The 15,773-nt window shown below is 64.2% G+C and carries 15 protein-coding genes; 5 read left to right on the forward strand and 10 right to left on the reverse strand.

Features of this window, described 5'->3' with window-relative positions; all coding sequences use genetic code 11:
- Positions 1–4: 4 nt before the first annotated feature.
- Positions 5–2,284: a phosphoenolpyruvate--protein phosphotransferase gene (gene ptsP / locus H3H45_RS06235; protein ID WP_182832842.1), complete on the reverse strand. Its 2,280-nt coding sequence runs from the start codon at positions 2,282–2,284 to the stop codon at positions 5–7.
- Between the two features lie 12 nt (positions 2,285–2,296).
- Entirely contained in the window at positions 2,297–2,776 is a 480-nt protein-coding gene (locus H3H45_RS06240; protein ID WP_173211207.1) for an RNA pyrophosphohydrolase, read from the reverse strand.
- Between the two features lie 145 nt (positions 2,777–2,921).
- Between H3H45_RS06240 and H3H45_RS06245 the strand changes: the two genes are divergently transcribed.
- Positions 2,922–3,575, forward strand: a complete 654-nt coding sequence (locus H3H45_RS06245; RefSeq protein WP_182832843.1) for a histidinol-phosphatase — start codon at positions 2,922–2,924, stop codon at positions 3,573–3,575.
- A gap of 210 nt (positions 3,576–3,785) precedes the next feature.
- Here H3H45_RS06245 and H3H45_RS06250 read toward each other — a convergent pair whose 3' ends face one another.
- The 4 genes from H3H45_RS06250 to ilvA are packed head-to-tail and all read right to left on the reverse strand — an operon-like array spanning position 3,786 to position 7,530.
- Entirely contained in the window at positions 3,786–4,253 is a 468-nt protein-coding gene (locus tag H3H45_RS06250) for a DUF2269 family protein (RefSeq protein ID WP_182832844.1), read from the reverse strand.
- A complete protein-coding gene (locus H3H45_RS06255) occupies positions 4,250–5,521 on the reverse strand; it encodes an SDR family oxidoreductase (protein ID WP_182832845.1) in 1,272 nt (423 codons plus the stop codon). The genes H3H45_RS06250 and H3H45_RS06255 overlap by 4 nt, the downstream gene beginning before the upstream one ends.
- On the reverse strand, positions 5,521–5,961 hold the full coding sequence (locus tag H3H45_RS06260) for a DUF2269 family protein (RefSeq protein WP_182832846.1): 441 nt from the start codon (positions 5,959–5,961) through the stop codon (positions 5,521–5,523). Before H3H45_RS06260 ends, H3H45_RS06255 begins: the two co-directional genes overlap by 1 nt.
- Positions 5,962–5,982: 21 nt before the next feature.
- On the reverse strand, positions 5,983–7,530 hold the full coding sequence (ilvA, locus tag H3H45_RS06265) for a threonine ammonia-lyase, biosynthetic (RefSeq protein ID WP_328822276.1): 1,548 nt from the start codon (positions 7,528–7,530) through the stop codon (positions 5,983–5,985).
- 144 nt (positions 7,531–7,674) lie between these two features.
- On the opposite strand from ilvA, the gene rpiA reads away from it, so the two are divergent.
- Entirely contained in the window at positions 7,675–8,349 is a 675-nt protein-coding gene (rpiA, locus tag H3H45_RS06270; protein ID WP_182833139.1) for a ribose-5-phosphate isomerase RpiA, read from the forward strand.
- 194 nt (positions 8,350–8,543) lie between these two features.
- Entirely contained in the window at positions 8,544–8,876 is a 333-nt protein-coding gene (locus H3H45_RS06275; RefSeq protein WP_182832848.1) for a YegP family protein, read from the forward strand.
- A gap of 29 nt (positions 8,877–8,905) precedes the next feature.
- On the opposite strand, the gene H3H45_RS06280 is transcribed toward H3H45_RS06275, so the two are convergent.
- Positions 8,906–9,829 (reverse strand): SdiA-regulated domain-containing protein, encoded by a 924-nt coding sequence (locus H3H45_RS06280; RefSeq protein ID WP_182832849.1) that lies wholly within the window; start codon positions 9,827–9,829, stop codon positions 8,906–8,908.
- Positions 9,830–9,930: 101 nt separating this feature from the next.
- On the opposite strand from H3H45_RS06280, the gene H3H45_RS06285 reads away from it, so the two are divergent.
- Entirely contained in the window at positions 9,931–10,941 is a 1,011-nt protein-coding gene (locus H3H45_RS06285; protein WP_182832850.1) for an AraC family transcriptional regulator, read from the forward strand.
- A gap of 391 nt (positions 10,942–11,332) precedes the next feature.
- Positions 11,333–12,370 (forward strand): histone deacetylase family protein, encoded by a 1,038-nt coding sequence (locus H3H45_RS06290; RefSeq protein WP_182832851.1) that lies wholly within the window; start codon positions 11,333–11,335, stop codon positions 12,368–12,370.
- Between the two features lie 72 nt (positions 12,371–12,442).
- Here H3H45_RS06290 and H3H45_RS06295 read toward each other — a convergent pair whose 3' ends face one another.
- The 3 genes from H3H45_RS06295 to H3H45_RS06305 all read right to left on the reverse strand — a co-directional run bounded on the left by H3H45_RS06295 (position 12,443) and on the right by H3H45_RS06305 (position 15,645).
- Positions 12,443–13,369, reverse strand: a complete 927-nt coding sequence (locus H3H45_RS06295) for an SdiA-regulated domain-containing protein (RefSeq protein WP_182832852.1) — start codon at positions 13,367–13,369, stop codon at positions 12,443–12,445.
- Positions 13,370–13,495: 126 nt separating this feature from the next.
- Positions 13,496–14,161: a fumarylacetoacetate hydrolase family protein gene (locus H3H45_RS06300; protein ID WP_182832853.1), complete on the reverse strand. Its 666-nt coding sequence runs from the start codon at positions 14,159–14,161 to the stop codon at positions 13,496–13,498.
- A gap of 89 nt (positions 14,162–14,250) precedes the next feature.
- Positions 14,251–15,645, reverse strand: coding sequence for an FAD-binding oxidoreductase (locus H3H45_RS06305; protein ID WP_182832854.1), 1,395 nt, complete (start codon positions 15,643–15,645; stop codon positions 14,251–14,253).
- Positions 15,646–15,773 lie beyond the last annotated feature (128 nt).

The following is a 15,773-nucleotide window of genomic DNA, read 5'->3' on the forward strand; positions in this document are numbered from 1 at the left end:
CGGATCAGCTTTGGATGGTCGCCGCCGGATTGATCACCCGGCCCAGGCCGAGGTTGCGCAAGGCCAGGTGCAGGGTACTGTGGATCACCTGCGGGTTGTCCATGCGCAGCAGCTGGTCGAGGATCTCGCTGGCCTTGCTCATGCTGATCTGGCGCAGCAGCCATTTCACTTTCGGCAGGTTGGTGGCGTTCATCGACAGGCTGTCGAAGCCCATCGCCAGCAGCAATACAGCTGCCGCCGGGTCGCCAGCCATCTCGCCGCAGATGCTCACCGGCTTGCCTTCGGCATGGGCTCCGGCGATCACCAGGGTCAGCGCGTGCAGCACCGCCGGGTGGAGGAAGTCGTAGAGATCGGCGACCCGCGGGTTGTTGCGGTCGACGGCCAGCAGATACTGGGTCAGGTCATTCGAGCCGACCGAGAGGAAGTCGACCTGACGCGCCAGGTCGCGTACCTGATAGACCGCGGCGGGAATTTCGATCATCACGCCGACCGGCGGCAGCGGGACATCGACGCCTTCGTCGCGCACTTCGCCCCAGGCGCGGTGGATCAGGTGCAGGGCCTCTTCCAGCTCCTGAATGCCGGAAATCATCGGCAGCAGGATGCGCAGGTTGTTCAGCCCTTCGCTGGCCTTGAGCATGGCGCGAATCTGAACCAGGAAGATTTCCGGGTGGTCGAGGGTGATGCGGATGCCGCGCCAGCCAAGGAAGGGGTTGTCTTCCTTGATCGGGAAGTAGCTCAGCGCCTTGTCGCCGCCGATATCCAGGGTGCGCATGGTCACCGGCAACGGATGGAAGGCGGCCAACTGCTCGCGGTAGGTGGCCAGTTGTTCCTTCTCGCTGGGGAAACGCTCGCCATTCATGAACGGCACTTCCGTGCGGTACAGGCCGACGCCTTCGGCGCCGCGCTCCTGGGCGCGTTTTACATCGGCCAGCAGGCCGGTGTTGACCCACAGCGGCATGCGCTGGCCGTCGAGGGTTTCGCACGGTAGTTCACGCAGGGCATCGAGGCCCTGGGCCAGCTGGCGCTCCTCCTCGACCACTTCGGCATATTGCTTGCGCAGCAGCTCGCTGGGGTTGGTGAAGACTTCACCGTGGTAACCGTCGACGATCAGCTGGATGCCGTCGACCTTGGAGTAGGGCAGGTCGACCACGCCCATGACCGTGGGAATACCCATGGCACGGGCAAGAATGGCCACATGCGAGTTGCCCGAGCCCTGTACCGAGATCAGGCCGACCAGCTTGCCTTCCGGCACTTCGCCGAGCATCGCTGGCGACAGCTCCTCGCTGACCAGAATGGTGTTGTCCTGGTACACCAGGCTCTGCTTGCGCTCTTCCTGCAGGTAGGCGAGCAGGCGGCGGCCGAGGTCGCGCACATCCGCAGCGCGCTCGCGCAGGTAGGCATCGTCCATCAGTTCGAAGCGGTTGACGTGCTCGTTGACCACCTGGCGCAGGGCGCCCTGGGCCCACTGGCCGGTCTTGATGATGGTGGTCACTTCGCTGCCGAGGGCGGCGTCTTCGAGCATCATCAGGTAGACGTCGAACAGCGCGCGTTCTTCCTTGCGCAGCTGGGTGGCGAGCTTGGCCGACAGGGAGTGCATGTCGGCACGCACGCCGACCAGGGCATTGTTGAACAGCTTGAGCTCGGCCTCGATATCAGCGACGGCCTTGTCCGGCACCACGTCCAGGTCGGCTGGTGGCAGCACCACCACCGCGGTACCCACGGCGGCCCCCGGCGCTCCCGGTACACCAACGAAGCGGGCTTCCTGGATGCCTTTGCCCTGCTTGCCCAGGCCGCGGATCGAACCGGTGGCTTCGGCATGGGCGATAACCCCGGCGAGCTGGGCGCTCATGGTGACCAGGAAGGCTTCTTCGCCCTCGTCGAACTGGCGGCGCTCCTTTTGCTGCACCACCAAAACGCCCATTACCCGGCGGTGGTGAATGATCGGTGCGCCGAGGAAGGAGGCGTAGCGCTCCTCACCGGTCTCGGCGAAGTAGCGGTAGCGCGGGTGATCGGCGGCGTTTTCGAGGTTGAGCGGCTCCTCGCGGGTCCCCACCAGGCCGACCAGGCCCTCGTTGGGCGCCATGCTGACCTTGCCGATGGAGCGCTTGTTGAGGCCGTCGGTGGCCATCAGCACGAAGCGGTTTGACTCCGGGTCAAGCAGGTAAACCGAGCAGACCTGGCTGCCCATGGCCTCTTTCACCCGCTGCACAATAATCGTCAGCGCCGCCTTGAGATCCTTGGCGGCGTTCACTTCCTGGACGATCTTGCGCAGCGTGTTGAGCATGCTTGCTTTCCGTCAGTCGCGCGCCAGCAGGCGCGGGGCTAATTCCTTGAGGGCGCGCCGATAGACTTCGCGCTTGAACGTGACGACCTGACCCAGCGGGTACCAGTAGCTGACCCAGCGCCAGCCGTCGAACTCCGGCTTGCCGGTCAGATCCATGCGTACCCGGTTCTCGTCGCCGGTCAGGCGCAGGAGAAACCACTTTTGCTTCTGGCCGATGCACAGCGGCTGGCTGTGCGTGCGCACCAGGCGCTGCGGCAGACGATAACGCAACCAGCCCCGGGTGCAGGCGAGAATCTTCACATCCTGCTCTTCGAGACCGACTTCTTCATTCAGTTCCCGGTACAGCGCCTGCTCCGGCGACTCCTGCGGATTGATCCCGCCTTGCGGGAACTGCCAGGCATCCTGGTTGATCCGCCGTGCCCAGAGCACCTGGCCAACATCATTGGTCAGGATGATGCCGACATTGGGGCGAAAACCATCGGAATCGATCACGACATAACACCTTAAAAACGCATATGTCCGCATTGTTCCACAAAGGCCGCGGGCGCAGCAAACGCGGGGCTCGGCGAATGGGCACTGGAGGCAAAAGCGGCTATTCTGGCGCCCTTTTCGGCTATCCAGATTCAGGTGAAACGACGTGCGCCTTGCCCTTTTCGACCTCGACAACACCCTGCTCGCCGGCGACAGCGACCACAGTTGGGGTGAATTCCTCTGCCAGCGCGGCCTGGTCGACGCCGTGGCGTACCAGGCGCGCAACGATGCCTTCTATGCCGACTACTGCGCCGGCAAGCTGGATGTGGTGGCCTATCAGAACTTCAGCCAGGCGATTCTCGGCCGTACCGAGATGGCACAACTGGCGCAGTGGCACGCCGAATTCATGCGCGAGGTGATCGAGCCGATCATCCTGGCCAAGGGTGAGGCGCTGCTGGCGCAGCACCGCGCGGTCGGCGACAAGCTGGTGATCATCACTGCGACCAACCGTTTCGTCACCGCGCCGATCGCTGCGCGCCTGGGCGTCGACACCCTGCTGGCCACCGAATGCGGCATGCAGGATGGCCGCTACACCGGGCAGATCACCGGGGTTCCGTGCTACCAGGGCGGCAAGGTGGTGCGTCTCGGCGAATGGCTAAAAGAGACCGGCCATAGTCTCGACGACAGCTACTTCTACAGCGACTCGCGCAACGACCTGCCGCTGCTGGAGCAGGTGGCCCACCCGGTAGCGGTGGATCCGGACGACACCCTGCGCGCCATCGCCAGCGAGCGGGGTTGGCCGGTGCTCAGCTTGCGCTGAGAACCTGCCTACGATCTCCTGGCTGTCGGCCAGACTGCGTTAAAAGCGGCCTCGGAATGCTCATTTACAGCTCGTAAACTCCGCTTCCTCGGCCGTTTGATTCGCTGGCGTTCACCCTTCGGGCTAGCCTGCGGCTGTTACTCTCGTTGGTCGTTGCGCCTTGTCTGACTCTAATCCAGAAGATCGTAAACAGGTTCTGCGTTTTGGCGTTTACAGCGGCTTGGCCACCATCAGCCAGAAAATCGCGATAAACGCCAGGAACGCCGGCCAGCCCAGCACGAACCAGGTGCGCATATAGCGGTTAGCCAGTTCCGGCAGCGGCGTACCATCGCGCAGGGCTTGGACGGCCATATTGCGCACACGGATCTGCAGCCACAGCACCGGCAGCCAGCACAGCCCGGCAAAGACGAACAAGCCCGCGCTCCACAACAGCCAGAACTGGCTCAGCGGCCAGCCCGCGATCTTCGCCAGGGCCAGGCCGCTGAGTGGCTGGAATACCGCACTGGTAGCAATGAACAGCCAGTCGGCGGTGACCAGGTGGCGGAAGGTCGTGGCGATCACCTGCAGCTCACCGCTGCGCCAGGCGCGCAGGGCGTAATAGGCAGAGCCCAGGCCGGTACCAAACAGCAGGGTGGCGGAGAGGATATGCAGGGTCTTGAGCAGCAGGTACAGGCTCATCCGTGTCTCTTGTCAGGTGAAGGGGACAGCCACAGCAGCCAGAGGCTGAGCAGTAGCACGGCGAAATTCTTGCCGACGGCCATATAAGGATCAAACCAGTAGTGTGGTAACCACAGGCTGATGATCAGGCTGTAGGCCAGCATCAGCCCGATCTGGGCGCGCAGTATGGGCTGCCGCCAGCGCCGCAGCAGTAGGCCGAAACCCAGGAAGGCGTCGAGCAGGGCTCCGCTGATGACGGCCAGCTTGCCTGGCCAGCCGGTGATGCCCGCTTCGGCCATGATGCGCAGACCCCAGTCGAAACCGGGGCCCAGGCACACCAACGCAGTACCAAGCCAGATCAGCAACAACACCGCCAGCACCAGGGGGTGCAAGGCCATGGCGCAGCTCTGTGCTGCTTGTGGCCAGGCGTGCAGGCGACTGCTCAGAGGCGCGCAGCGGAAGCCACAGGTGCTGGCCAGGGTATCGGCATTGGCCAAATTGTCGCGTTGCGCCAGGCGCCAGGTCTGTGGGTTCAGTGCTGCCCAGCCCATGCGCTCGCCGAGAGCGGCGCCCAGTCGGGACACTGCTGCCGGCAGTACCCAGTAACGTGCGGCTGGCCAACCCTGGGCGTGCCTTAACTGGTCGAGCAATTGTCCCTGGGTCATGGCCTGCGGGCCAACCAGCGGTAGCACGCTCGACTGCACGGGCCAGTTACGCAGCAGTGCCAGCACGGCGCTGCAGAGGTCATCGACATGTAACGGCTGCAGCTGCGCGCGGTTGTCCAGCAGAGGTATCACTGGCCAGGGTGACAGGCGTTGCCACCAGGCACTGCTGGTTCCACCTGGGCCCAGAACCAGCGACGGGCGCAGCACCACGGAGGATTGACCGAGTTGCAGCAGATAGTCGTCGGCTCGTGCCTTGCTGGCGAGGAAAGGTACATCGGCCTGCGCGCCTGCACCGAGGGCAGAAATCTGCAGCACGCGCGCGCCATGCTGGCTGGCCAGATCGAACAGGGCGCACGTGCCTGCGGTCTGCAACCGACACATGCCAGCCACGTCGCTGGACAGTTCGCCGGCGGCATTGATCAGCAAGTCGATAGCGGCTGGCCAGGTGAAGCTTGTTGGTTCGTCAGCTAGCTCGCGCAGATCCAGGCGTTGCCACTCGACGCCGGGTAGCGGTCGCTCGACAACCTGTCGGCTGGTCGCCACGATCTGGTGCCCGGCTTGAGTCAGGGCGTCGAGCAGATGGCGCCCGATAAAGCCGGTGGCGCCTACCAGCAGAATGCGCATCAGGCCGGCTTGGCCCCCATCAGGGCGAAGATCGCCAGCAGCAGAACCAGCACCAGCACGCCATAGGCAATGACGAAGCGCAGCAGCTTGACCGGCACTGCGCCGCCGACGGCGGCCTGCCAAGCGCCCAGGCGGCCGTGCAGGAGCAGGCCGAAGAGCATCAGCAGGGCGAACAGGATGGCGCTGTACAGCAGCCAGCTGGCGCCCAGTGGCAGGCCGACCGTGTGCACCAACCACCAGCCGCTGATCGGCAGGCTCAGAGCCAGCACGCCGAGGGCCGGCAGGCTGTAGAGGCGAGTGACGCGCAGCTTGCGCGTCAGCACGGCGGCATCGCCGCCCTTGTTGGCTTTCCACAGCATGAAGCAGTGGGCAATGAAGCCAGCCAGGATCAGCACGGCCGGAATCAGGTGGGCGTATTTCAGCAGTTGGTAGTGTTCCATCACGGATGTCCTGTATTCGAGTTATTTGCCGAGGAACAGCTTGTAGGCTGGGTTGTCGCTCTCGTCCCAGTAGGGGTAGCCGATGGCGTCCAGGGTGGCCGGGATCAACGGGCGTTCGCTCACCGGCACTTGCAGGGCGGCCAGCACGCGGCCGTCGGCGGCGCCGTGGTTGCGGTAGTGGAACATGCTGATGTTCCAGCGCCCGCCGAGCTTGTTGAGGAAGTTGAACAGCGCGCCCGGGCGCTCCGGGAACTCGAAGCGGAACACGCATTCGTCCGGCACCGCCGCCGCATGACCGCCGACCATGTGGCGGATATGCAGCTTGGCCAGTTCGTTGTCGGTCAGGTCCAGCACCGGGAAGCCCTGGTCGCGCAGGCCCTGCACCAGGGCTGCGCGCGGGTCGCTCTCCGGGTGGGTCTGCACGCCGACGAAGATGTGCGCCTCGCCGTCGCTGTGGTAGCGGTAGTTGAACTCGGTGATCTGGCGTTTGCCGATCGCCTCGCAGAAGGTCTTGAAGCTGCCCGGCTGCTCGGGGATGGTCACCGCGATGATCGCTTCGCGCTTCTCGCCCAGCTCGGCGCGTTCGGCGACATGGCGCAGTCGGTCGAAGTTGACGTTGGCACCCGAATCGATGCCGACCAGCACCTGATTCGTGCAGCCTTCGCGTTCGACGTACTTCTTGATCCCGGCGACGCTGAGGGCGCCGGCCGGTTCGGTGATCGAGCGGGTGTCGTCGTAGATGTCCTTGATCGCCGCGCAGATCTCGTCGGTGCTGACGGTGATCACCTCGTCGACATAGTCCTTGCAGACCTCGAAGGTGTGCTGGCCGATCTGCGCCACCGCCACGCCATCGGCGAACAGCCCGACGCTCGGCAGCACCACGCGCTCGCCAGCCGCCATGGCGGCCTGCAGGCAGTTGGAGTCGTCCGGCTCGACGCCGATGATCTTGATCTCCGGGCGCAGGTATTTGACGTAGGCGGCGATGCCGGCGATCAGTCCGCCGCCACCGCAGGGCACGAAGATGGCGTCCAGCTGGCCCGGCTGCTGACGTAGGATCTCCATGGCCACGGTGCCCTGTCCGGCGATGGTGTCCGGGTCGTCGTAGGGGTGCACATAGACGTAGCCCTTTTCTTCCACCAGTTTCAGCGAATAGGCCAGGGCCTCGGGAAAGCTGTCGCCGTGCAGCACCACCTTGCCGCCGCGCGAGCGCACGCCATTGACCTTGATCTCCGGGGTGGTCTTGGGCATCACGATGGTGGCCTTGACCCCCATGTGCTTGGCAGCCAGAGCCAGGCCCTGGGCGTGGTTGCCGGCCGAGGCGGTGACCACGCCACAGGCCAGCTGCTCGGCCGTGAGGTGCGCCAGCTTGTTGTAGGCGCCGCGAATCTTGAACGAGTACACCGGCTGCAGGTCTTCGCGCTTGAGCAGAATCTGGTTGCCGGTGCGCTCGGAAAGCTGGCGGGCAGGTTGCAGCGGGGTTTCCACGGCGACGTCATAGACGCGCGAGGTGAGGATCTTCTTGACGTACTGTTCGAGCATCACGGCTTCACTGGCGGGCTTTTCACGGATTCCGGAGTCTACCCCAGCGCTCAGACCGGCGGCCACCGGCGAAAAGCCCAGAACAGTAGGGCGTGGCGATAAAACGCAGCCGCCGGCAGGAGTGACGAGGCTATAATTCGACCCTTCCCGTATTCCCCAGGCGCAGACCCCGTGATGACCCAGGATCAGCTCAAGCAGGCCGTGGCCCAGGCCGCCGTCGACCATATCCTTCCCTTTCTCGACAGCAAGAGCGTGATCGGCGTCGGCACCGGCTCCACCGCCAACTGCTTCATCGACGCCCTGGCCCAGCACAAGATGGCCTTCGACGGCGCCGTGGCCAGCTCCGAAGCCACCGCCGCGCGCCTCAAGGGCCATGGCATCCCGGTGTACGACCTGAACAGCGTCAGCGAGCTGGAGTTCTACATCGACGGCGCCGACGAGAGCGACGAGCACCTCAACCTGATCAAGGGCGGCGGCGCCGCGCTGACCCGCGAGAAGATTGTCGCGGCGGTGGCTAAGACCTTCATCTGCATCGCCGACGCCAGCAAGCTGGTGCCGGTACTGGGCAATTTCCCGCTGCCGGTGGAAGTGATTCCCATGGCCCGCAGCCATGTGGCGCGCCAGCTGGTCAAACTGGGCGGCGACCCGGTGTACCGCGAGGGCGTGGTCACCGATAACGGCAATATCATCCTTGACGTGTTCAACATGAGCATCACCGACCCGGTGACCCTCGAACGCGAGATCAACGCCATCGTCGGCGTGGTCACCAACGGGCTGTTCGCCGCGCGCCCGGCCGATCTGCTGCTACTTGGTACTGCCGAAGGTGTGAAGACGCTGAAAAACGCCTGACGCCCGGCTCAATGCCTGCGTAGAAGAAACCGGCCCAGGCCGGTTTTTTATCGTCATGGCCGTGGTAGCTGTGGATGTAGGTCGCTGTTTTTCAAGGAGACGTTACGGTCCAGCCACGTGCCGGCGGTGCGCACGGCGCACCTTGCGCAACAACGTCTAGGCTTAGCGGACTTCCCCACGACAGGAGTCAGCGTATGGCTAGCAAGTTCGTTCTGAAGACCGCCAGCAATGGTCAGTTCCACTTCAATCTGCACGCCGGCAACGGCGAGATCATCCTCAGCAGCGAGCAGTACAAGGCCAAGCAGTCGGCCCTTGACGGCATCGAGTCGGTGCGCAAGAACGCCCAGCGCGAAGGCGCCTTCGAGGTCAAGGCCGCCACCGGCGGCAAGTTCCACTTCGTGCTCAAGGCCAGCAATGGCCAGGTAGTCGGCCAGAGCCAGATGTACGCCAGCGAGGCCAGTGCCAAGGCCGGCACCGATTCGGTGAAGAACAATGCGTCGGGAGCGACGCTGCAGGACGAGAGTTGATTGCTTTGACGCAATGAACCAGGCCGGGGTTATTCCCCGGCCTTTTTCTTGAACACGTAGAACAGGTTCGGCTCGCTAACCAGGTACAGAGTGCCCTCGTTGTCCATTGCCAGCCCCTCGGCCTGCGGCACGCCTTTGTCCAGACCCTGCTGGCCACCGAGCAGGGACAGGCCGCTGATTGGCTTGCCGTCGGCATTCAGCTCCAGCACCAGGCGCGACTCGTCGGAAAGCGCCAGCAAATGGTTAGTGCGCTCGTCGTATTGCAGGCTGGACAGGTCACGCACGAACAGCCGTGCATCGCGCTTCGGGTCATCCACCACATGCACGGCAAACGGCTTGTCCGGGTTGGTGTGGGGGAAACCATGGATCTCGTAGATGCTCACCGGGTCGCGCTCCTTGGCGACGAACAGGCGCTGGCCCCGGCTGTCGTAGGCCAGCCCCTCGAAACCCTTGTTGCCATTGAGGCCGATGCCGAGGGACAGCTGTTGGGCATCGGCGGCATCGATAAAGAGCGTGGCCTCGGTCAGGCGCACCTTGACCAGGCGCTGCAGGCGCTCATCGGTGATCACATACAGGCCGGGGCTGATGTACTCGATGGCCTCCGGGTCGCCGAAGCCAACCAGTGGCACCTGGCGCAGGATTTTTCCATCCAGCGACAGCTCGACGATGCGCGGCTTCTGATTGGTGACGGTGAACAGGCTGTGGCGATCCGGATCGTAGGTCAGTGCCGAGACATCGTCGTCCAGGCCGGCGATCGGTTGTGCCTGCAGGGTGGCGACATAGTCCGGCAACCAGATCGACTTGTCGCGCCACTCGGCGGTATGGCGCCATTCTTGCACCACAAACCAGCCTCTTTCGAACAGGCGAAATTGCTGGGCGGCCACTGCAGCGAGCAGCAGAGCGGCCAGCAGTAGCGCCGGCACGAAGAAGCGGGCTTGGGTCAGGCGTCGCATGGGGTCACCTTGTTGATCAGGGGCCAGCATGAATACCACAGTGGAGCTGAAGCCAAGCTTAAAGAGAGTTACCGAAGTCTACCGGCATGGAACCCGCAGGCATGTCAGTGTTACCCGAACAACGCGTGCTCACCACCCTGCACACCGTGGCGCTGGCGGTGCAGACCCTCGGCCATAACGGCGTCGCGGCCGAACAGGTGCTGGACGGCAGTGGCATCAGCGCCAGCGAGCTGGACAACCCGGCGCGCCTGATCAGCCATGCCCAGGAACTGCGAGTGCTGGCCAATGCCTGTGCCTACAACCGTGACCCGGCGCTGGGCCTGAGCCTGGGCAAGCGCATGCATGTGTCGGCCTACGGCATCCTCGGCTACACCATGCTCGCCAGCCGTACCCTGGGCGAGGCGTTGCGCCTGGCCATCGCCCACCCGGCGCTGCTCGGCACCTACTTCCAGCTCAATCTGCTGGCGACCGATGATGAAGTCCGGCTGACTGCAGCCGGCTACCGCTATGCCCCGGAAATGGCGCTGTTCAACACCGAACTGTGCCTGGCCTCGCTGCTCACCGTGGTGCAGGATCTGCTCGGCGAGTCGGTGCGCCCGCGCCGGCTGCTGCTGGCCTATCGCAGCCCGCCACATGGCGCCAGCTATGGCGAGAAGCTGGGTTGCCCGGTGGAATTCGGCGCCGGCAGCAATGCCCTGTGCTTCAACCCGGCGCTGCTCGAACGACCCTTGCCGCTGGCCGATCCGGTCAGCCATCAGCACGGCCTGCAGCAGTGTCTGCAGCTGGAAACCCAGTTCCATAGCCGCCAGGATCTGTGCGAGCTGATCCGCCAGCAACTCAATGGCGACCTGGCCGGTTGCGCCAGCCTGGAGCAGGTGGCGGGCCGCCTGCATCGTTCCGCGCGTACCCTGCGCCGACACTTGCAGCAGCTCAACACCAGCTTCCAGCACCTGCTCGACGAGGTGCGCTACGACAAGGCGCGTCAGCTGCTGCAGCAGACCGACCTGCCGATCTACCTGATCGCCGAACAGCTCGGCTATAGCGAAGCGGCCAGCTTCCGCCACGCCTTCCAGCGTTGGAGCGGCCTGGCGCCGAGCGACTTCCGCCGCTGAAATCGACGCCTGCATAGCCCGGATGTAATCCGGGAATGCCGTCTGCTCGAACGCCTGCGGGGCAACTTGGCCGCAATTATCCCCTTCTGACCGGAACTATCGTTCTGCCTGTCCCTGGCCGCTGAGAGAATCAGTCGAAAGCCGCTGGCGGCTTTGGTTTTCTTATAAAGATCAATAAAAACAATTGGTTGTGAGTTTTTTGGGTGATTTGAGCGATGTCTATCGCAGCCCTGAGTATCGCGTTCGGCGCTCTGGGGGCTGCGCTATGCAGGCGCTTTACGAGGTCTCCTTGCTCGCACCGTGACCGACTTGACCGGGGAGGGGGGCGTATCTGCCGCTCTCCCTGACTTTCTGCCTATGACGGGCTCCGCCGGAGTCCGGGGAGCCCCGCATGCTGACGATCTACAGCGACGACCATCATCTGCACCACGGCAAATACGAGCTGATCGATGGCCAGCTTACCCCCTGTTTCGAGAAGCCCAGCCGTGCCGACATGGTCCTGGCGCGTGCCCAGGCGGTGCAGCTGGGTGACGTGGCCACGCCACGCGAGTTTGGCCTGGAGCCGGTGCTGCGGGTGCATGACGAAGGTTTCGTGCACTTTTTGCGCAATGCCTGGAGCGAGTGGTCGGCCCTCGGTCGCAGCCACGACATGCTGCCCTTCACCTGGCCCAATCGACGCCTGCGCCAGACCATTCCGGACTGCATCGACGGCAAGCTCGGCTACTACAGCTTCGACGCCGGTGTGCCGATCACCGCCGGCAGCTGGCAGGCCATCAGCACCTCGGCCAACGTCGCGCTGACCGGCCAGGCCGAGCTGGCCAAGGGCGCGCGCGGAGTGTTTTCGCTGTGCCGGCCGCCGGGTCACCACGCCGCTGCCGACTACATGGGCGGCTACTGCTACCTGAACAACGCCGCCATCGCCGCCCAGGCCTGCCTGGACCAGGGCGCCGCGCGGGTGGCCATCCTCGACGTGGACTACCACCACGGTAACGGCACCCAGGACATCTTCTACGACCGCGCCGATGTGCTGTTCGCCTCAATCCACGGCGACCCGCGCTTCGAATACCCGTTCTTCCTCGGTTATGCCGACGAGAAGGGTGTGGGGGTTGGCCAGGGCTTCAACTGCAACTACCCGCTTGCCGCCGGCAGCGACTGGGCCGTGTGGAGCCTGGCGCTCGCCGCCGCCTGCCGGCAGATCGCCGCCTACGCGCCGGATGTGCTGATCGTGTCGCTGGGCGTGGACACCTTCAAGGAAGACCCGATCTCGCAGTTCAAACTCGACAGCCCGGACTACCTGCGCATGGGCGAGGTGATCGGCAAGCTCGGCGTGCAGGCCCTGTTCGTCATGGAAGGCGGCTATGCGGTGGAAGAGATCGGCATCAATGCGATCAACGTGCTGCAGGGCTTCGACAGCGTGACTGCAAACTGATCGGTAAAACTACGCGCCCCCGGAAACGACGACGCCCCGCAAATTGCGGGGCGTCGTTTTTCTGGATGCGGCTCAGCCTTTGTCGGCCTTGGCTTCGCCATTCTTGTTGAACACGTAGAACAGGTTGGGCTCGCTGACCATATAGATGGTGCCGTCCTCGTCCATGGCCACCCCCTCGGCGCGCGGGATGCGTTTGTCCAGACCGTTCATGCCGCCCAGCAGGCTGATGAAGCTGAGCGCCTGGCCGTGTTCGTCCAATTCCAGCAGCAGGTTGGACTGCGCCGACAGCGCCAGTATGTGCCCGGTCTGCGGATCGACGCTGAGGGCGGAGAGGTTGCGCATGCCCAGACCGTAGTCGGGCAGCGGGCGCAGGGCCGAGGACAGCAGCTGTTCGCCATTGCTGGCCAGGCTGAACATGGCAATCGGGTTGCGTTCCTTACCCAGCAGCAAGCGCTGCTGGGTCGGGTCCCAGGCGATGCCTTCGAAACCCTTGTTGCCGGCGTCCGGGTAGCCGAGGTCGAACGGCTTGCCGTCGGCCAGGTCGAGTTCGCGGGTCAGCGGGTTCAGTTCGAAGATCGACAGGTTGCGCCGACGCTCGTCGATCACCGCGACGTTGCCGTTTTCCAGCACGGCGACACCTTCCGGGTTGGAGAAGCCCTTGAGGGTGATGCGTCGCAGCACCTCGCCCTCGCGGCTGATTTCCACCAGCGTGGGTTGCTTACCGGTGACGGTGAACAGGGTGCCGGTGACCGGGTTGTAGGCCAGGTCCGAGGTTTCGCCGGCTTCCAGGCCGGCCAGTGCCTTGCCCTGCAGGGTGGCGCGGTAGCCGGGCAGCCAGATGCTGGCGGCGCGCTCGGCGCTGGGCAGGTTGTGCTCCTTGAACCAGAGCAGGGTGCGGTCATCCCAGTGCAGGAAGTTGATGGCGGCCACGGCGGCGGCCAGGCTGCCGGCTAGGGCCAGTGACAGCCAGGGGCGGCGGGGAAGGGCGAGGAACTGCATCGGGGACTGCTCGGCTGGATCGAGTCCCTGAGACTACGCGGCGGCGGTGAAAGTTCTGTGAAACACAGGTGAAAACCCTGTCCGTGCGCTTTCACCTGGCTGCACCGGCAGGGCCGGTGCGGGGTTTCAAAGCACGCGTGTGGTGAAGGCGGCGTGCCCGCTCAGGGCGATTTCCAGCTGGTCGCCACTGGCCAGCGGGCCGACGCCGGCCGGGGTGCCGGTGGAGATCACGTCGCCCGGTTGCAGGCTGAAGTGCCCTGCGATGTGCTGGATCAGGCCGATGATCGGGTTGAGCATGGCGTTACTGTTGCCGTCCTGGCGCAGCTCGCCATTGATCGACAGGCGGATGCCGATATCGGCCAGATCCGGGTAGGCATCCCCGGCGACGAACGGCGCCAGCACATAGGCGCCATCGAAGGCCTTGGCCAGCTCCCACGGCAGGCCCTTCTCCTTGAGCTTGGCCTGCACGTCGCGCAGGGTCAGGTCGAGCGCCGGGGCGAAGCCGGAAATGGCGTCGCGCACTTCTTCTACCGAGGGTTTCTTCGACAGCGGCTTGCCGATCAGCACGGCGATTTCCGCCTCGTAGTGCACCACGCCGCGATCCTGAGGAATGGCGAAGCTGTCGTTGAGCGCCACGGTGCAGCTGCCTGGCTTGATGAACAGCAGCGGCTCGCTGGGGATCGGGTTGTTCAGTTCGGCAGCATGCTCGGCGTAGTTGCGCCCGACGCAGACCACCTTGCCCAGCGGGAAGTGAATCGGCGTGCCGTCGGTGTACTGGTGCTGGTAGCTCATCCGCTTTTCTCCGAATAGATGCCTGTGAAGCGTCACGAACGAGGGTTTCGAGCACCAACGAAGCATGGCGCGCGAAACCCGCAGCAGCTTTAAACCGGGAAGATTTTGCCGGGGTTCATGATTCCGTTGGGATCAAACACCGCCTTGATCGCCTTCATGTAGCCGATCTCGGCTTCCGAGCGGCTGTAATGCAGGTAATCGCGCTTGGTCATGCCGACGCCGTGCTCGGCGCTGATCGAGCCGTTGTACTTCTGCACGGTCTCGAACACCCACTTGTTGACGATGGCGCACTTGGCGAAGAACTCGTCCTTGGACAGGTTCTCCGGCTTGAGGATGTTCAGGTGCAGATTGCCGTCGCCGATGTGGCCGAACCAGATGACTTCGAAGTCCGGGTAGTTTTCCCCGACGATACGGTCGATATCGTGCAGGAAGGCCGGGACCTTGCCGACAGTGACCGAGATGTCGTTCTTGTACGGCGTCCAGTGGCTGATGGTCTCGGAGATGTACTCGCGCAGCTTCCACAGGTTCTGCAGTTGCTGCTCGCTCTGGCTCATCACGCCGTCCAGCACCCAACCCTGCTCGACGCAATGCTCGAAGGTGGCCAGGGCCTGCTCGGCGACTTCCTCGGTGCTGGCCTCGAATTCCAGCAGGGCATAGAACGGGCAGTCGGTGTCGAACGCCGGCGGCACGTCGCCGCGGGCCATGATCTTGGCCAGGGCCTTGTCCGAGAAGAACTCGAAGGCGGTCAGGTCGAGCTTGTTCTGGAAGGCATGCAGCACCGGCATGATCGAGTCGAAGTCCGGGGTGCCGAGGACCATCGCGGTGAGGTTCTTCGGCGCACGTTCCAGGCGCATGGTGGCTTCCACCACGAAACCCAGGGTGCCTTCGGCGCCGATGAACAGCTGGCGCATGTCGTAGCCGGTAGCGTTCTTGATCAGGTCCTTGTTCAGCTCCAGCAGCTCGCCGGTGCCGGTGACGACTTTCAGGCCGGCTACCCAGTTACGGGTCATGCCGTAGCGAATGACCTTGATCCCGCCGGCATTGGTGCCGATATTGCCGCCAAGCTGGCTGGAACCGGCGGAGGCGAAGTCCACCGGGTAGTACAGGCCCTTGTCTTCGGCGAACATCTGCAGCTGCTTGGTCACCACGCCCGGCTGGCAGACCACGGTGCGGTCGAATTCGTTGAACTCGACGATCTGGTTCATGTAGTCGAAGGCCACCACCACTTCGCCATTGGCTGCGACGGCGGCAGCGGACAGGCCAGTACGGCCGCCCGACGGGACCAGGGCGACCTTGTGCTCATTGGCCCAGCGGACGATGGCCTGTACCTGCTCGGTGGTCTTGGGGAAGACAATGGCGCAGGGCGCCGGGGCGAAATGTTTGGTCCAGTCCTTGCCGTAGGCATTGAGGGAGTCGGCGTCGGTGAGCACCTTGCCGGGCTCGACCAGGGTCTTCAGCGCTTCAATCAGGGCAGGATTGGTCATCTGGGGAACTCTCAAACAATTCATGGTCACCCTGAGCACGCTTCATCGGCCAGGGGTGGGTCTTTCGCGGGGCTCGTATGCTAGCATACGCCCCCCGTGAATCGTGCCCCCGCGCCGATCTGCGGGCC

Origin of the sequence: Aquipseudomonas guryensis (genome assembly GCF_014164785.1) — a bacterium.
Lineage (GTDB): Bacteria > Pseudomonadota > Gammaproteobacteria > Pseudomonadales > Pseudomonadaceae > Aquipseudomonas > Aquipseudomonas guryensis.

Excerpts from the sequence above, each read along its gene's own strand:
- ptsP (WP_182832842.1), bottom strand. The coding sequence starts at position 2,284 with ATGCTCAACACGCTGCGCAAGATCGTCCAGGAAGTGAACGCCGCCAAG.
- H3H45_RS06250 (WP_182832844.1), bottom strand. The coding sequence starts at position 4,253 with ATGAGCCTGTACCTGCTGCTCAAGACCCTGCATATCCTCTCCGCCACC.
- H3H45_RS06255 (WP_182832845.1), bottom strand. The coding sequence starts at position 5,521 with ATGCGCATTCTGCTGGTAGGCGCCACCGGCTTTATCGGGCGCCATCTG.
- H3H45_RS06260 (WP_182832846.1), bottom strand. The coding sequence starts at position 5,961 with ATGGAACACTACCAACTGCTGAAATACGCCCACCTGATTCCGGCCGTG.
- rpiA (WP_182833139.1), top strand. The coding sequence starts at position 7,675 with ATGACCCAGGATCAGCTCAAGCAGGCCGTGGCCCAGGCCGCCGTCGAC.
- H3H45_RS06275 (WP_182832848.1), top strand. The coding sequence starts at position 8,544 with ATGGCTAGCAAGTTCGTTCTGAAGACCGCCAGCAATGGTCAGTTCCAC.
- H3H45_RS06280 (WP_182832849.1), bottom strand. The coding sequence starts at position 9,829 with ATGCGACGCCTGACCCAAGCCCGCTTCTTCGTGCCGGCGCTACTGCTG.
- H3H45_RS06285 (WP_182832850.1), top strand. The coding sequence starts at position 9,931 with ATGTCAGTGTTACCCGAACAACGCGTGCTCACCACCCTGCACACCGTG.
- H3H45_RS06290 (WP_182832851.1), top strand. The coding sequence starts at position 11,333 with ATGCTGACGATCTACAGCGACGACCATCATCTGCACCACGGCAAATAC.
- H3H45_RS06295 (WP_182832852.1), bottom strand. The coding sequence starts at position 13,369 with ATGCAGTTCCTCGCCCTTCCCCGCCGCCCCTGGCTGTCACTGGCCCTA.
- H3H45_RS06300 (WP_182832853.1), bottom strand. The coding sequence starts at position 14,161 with ATGAGCTACCAGCACCAGTACACCGACGGCACGCCGATTCACTTCCCG.
- H3H45_RS06305 (WP_182832854.1), bottom strand. The coding sequence starts at position 15,645 with ATGACCAATCCTGCCCTGATTGAAGCGCTGAAGACCCTGGTCGAGCCC.